Origin of the sequence: Thermogemmatispora sp. (assembly GCF_042408735.1) — a bacterium.
In the GTDB taxonomy this organism is placed as follows: Bacteria; Chloroflexota; Ktedonobacteria; order Ktedonobacterales; family Ktedonobacteraceae; genus Thermogemmatispora.
In genome coordinates this window covers 1-2,794 of record NZ_JBHOQV010000145.1, presented here as the reverse complement: position 1 = coordinate 2,794, position 2,794 = coordinate 1, and the positions used below count along the sequence as shown (strand labels likewise).

3 protein-coding genes are annotated in these 2,794 nt (G+C 57.4%); all 3 read right to left on the bottom strand.

Going from position 1 to position 2,794, the window contains the following annotated elements; all coding sequences use genetic code 11:
- A partial coding sequence (locus tag ACFMO7_RS15880) for a hypothetical protein (protein ID WP_376796473.1) occupies positions 1-186 on the bottom strand: 186 nt, incomplete at its 3' end.
- A gap of 216 nt (positions 187-402) precedes the next feature.
- Positions 403-1,569, bottom strand: a complete 1,167-nt coding sequence (locus ACFMO7_RS15875; RefSeq protein WP_052889458.1) for a helix-turn-helix domain-containing protein — start codon at positions 1,567-1,569, stop codon at positions 403-405.
- A 31-nt stretch (positions 1,570-1,600) separates the two neighbouring features.
- The coding region (locus tag ACFMO7_RS15870; protein WP_376796472.1) for an NUDIX hydrolase at positions 1,601-2,794 on the bottom strand (1,194 nt) is incomplete at its 5' end.

The window sequence follows — 2,794 nt, the reverse complement described above, 5'->3', positions numbered from 1 at the left end:
CTCCTCGTCAGGATGAGCAGAGGTAAGCTGGTCATCTCCAGGATGAGCGTCAGCGGCAAGGGGATGCGCCAGCGCCTGCACACGAGGGGGAGGCGCTGCTCGCTGGGCCTGCCGCCGGCAGCAGCGGGGGCAGGAAGACGGGGGCAGCGTCTGCACGTCAGTCAGCGGTTGCGGAAAGGTCGCCATACGAGCAAATACTCCTTTCGCCCTCAGATAGAGGCTTCCTCATCTCTCGTTTTGGATCTCTGGAGAGAATACTACCAGGAGAAAAAGGCTCGTGAGGAAACCCAGAACGATATTGCACATGTTTTGCACATAGCTCAACCATTCTGGGCGCTCTTAGCACGCCATTGGCAGGGAAAGAAAGAACCTTCCATTCAGAGGGGAAGAGGTGACTGCTTATCAAACACGATTGATGATCTCGATGAGCTCCTGGACACGGTGATCTTTGGGAAAGCGTGCCTTCAGCGTCAGGGCCAAATCTTTTACCTGCTGCATATTATAGTATGATTCAATAGCTTTTGCTCTTCGAAATCCTTCAGTAGCGTAGAAACAGCAGCTCATATCACGATTCTGGTAGAGTAGCCGAGCGCACTGGATGAGCATCCGAGCCTGCCTTCGTGGCATTGCTGAATCTCCCTGGTACTCAATATCACTATAGTATTCCAGGGCCGGTTCAATGTGCCCAAGGGCAGCCCGGCAGGCCATCCAACAATCTGTCAGCGTCTGTTTTGAACAGCGCGTCGAGCGATACAGGAGGAGAGGATCGTCAGCGGGATCGAGAAGACGGAGCCAACGGTGAGCTTGCTCAAGAGCGCGGAAACACGCCTCATCTTTGAGCAAACTCTGTGCTTCAGCGGCACCGATAGCCAGGTAGGCTTTTAATGCTGGAGAAGCATGCCGTGCCATAGCGTGCGCCGCGTCATAGCATTGGAGAGCTACTGCCTCCCGGCGCTGCCTCACAAAGAGCACCGCGCGGCAAGCGAGAGCTAATGCTTCCAGCTCTGGGCAGCTTGCCTCCTGAGCCACAAGTGATGCCTGCTGGAAGTCAAACTCAGCAGTAGGATAATCGAGAGCATCACGGGCAATCATGCCATCCAGCCGGTAGAGGTGACTGAGAACGATCAAGAGACGTTTGCGAGTGTGAGCAGATCCCCCTTGCTTCACGAGGGTTGTCACATATTCTCGTTGTTCTCGCAAGCCTTCAGCGGCGTAGCGTGCATTCGTGAAATAATACAAGTCGAAGCGCAGACGGACATGATCGAGGAGAGTGCGCATTTCCATCTCTCCCAAGGGAAGCCCTGAGGTGGTTGAGGGAGATGAGGGGGGAGGAGCAAAAGACCATGCTGCAAGCGACTGCTCGGTGAGATCAAGCAAATGGGGAGGAATACTCAGAACAAGTGCTAAGGCCCGTCTTAAACGGATGTTGGGGATAGAATGCTGTTGTTCTAAGGAAACAATAGTGCGGCGGCTTCGGCCAATGCGCTGAGCCAACTCCTCCTGCGTCAAGCCCCGCAAGCGCCGATACGCCTGAATCACTTCTCCATGATGGATGCTTTCTGAAGCCATCTTCTTCCACCTGTTGAAGACAACGCTTGCCTCATCCCTCTGGCGGGAGCTCACCACGAGGGCGCTGATGACCCATTGCGCTCTGCTCACCGGGGTGGTCGTGTGAAGCAAGCACGCCTTTGCCAGCGTAGAGCCAGAGAGCGAGAGCAGCTTCAGGGTCACAGCGATCGTCTTGGCTGGTGGCAGCAAGCGCCTCAGCCAGCGTCATGGTTCTGACCCGGATTTCTTCTCCCTCTTCCAGCTCCAGCGGGTCCCACTCCAGATCAGAGGCCACAAACAGATGGACGCGGTGGCTCACATATCCTGGATGGCTGTAGCATGAGAGCAGTTTCTCCAGACGACCAGCCCGATACCCCGTCTCCTCGCGGAGCTCCTGCTGGGCGTGCTGCTCCAGTTCCTGGAAAGAGGAAGCAGTAATCCGTCCACCTGGGAGACGGAGCTGCCAGGCGTCCACAGCCAGGTCCCGCTCTTCGATCAGCAAAATGGTCCCTTGCTGACCAACAGGCAACACCAGCACGCTTTCAGGCCGCTCGACCACGTCGCGTGTGACCGTGCGACCACTGGAGAGCAGCAGCTCATACTGCTTCACCACAAAAATGGGACCCTGATAGACCACTCGCACCCGCTGGGCTTGTTCACGGCGCGGAGCCGCTTGCTGATGGGAGGGGCCAGCAGGATACCAGGTGACGTGATGCCGGCGAGTATTCAGATGAATCCAGGCTTTGCCGAGAAAACGCGCGTAGCTGGCCATATCTGCGGTGCCGCCTTTGCCTGCAGCAGGGAGGCCATTCCAGGCCAAGACCAGCAGATCGCTGGTTTCTACAATCCACTCCCCAGCGGCGAGATAGGCCTCGTCCGAGCATGGCGAGCCAGAGAGCTGATGGATCTGCCGGGCACGGCTCAGCCACAGCTCATACGCTGCCCGTTCCTCTCCCTGGAAGAGCTGCTCATACCCCTGACAGGGGATCACCACCTCGACGGGAAGCCCAGATTGAAAGGCGAGCTCGAGAAAGAGGCGGTCCGCTCCACGTGCTACGGCAGACCGCAAACAGGGAACGCGCCCGTCTGCCTGCGCTGCCTGCTGCGCATGGGCCAGGATCTGGGAGAAGTGCTCGGTCAGAAACCGGACCGTCGCGTCATCTCCAAGCTGCTGGTGCCCACCAACACCGATCACGAATGAAGAAGCATGCGCGTGTGTCACATGAAGCTCCTGAGAGAGAGACAT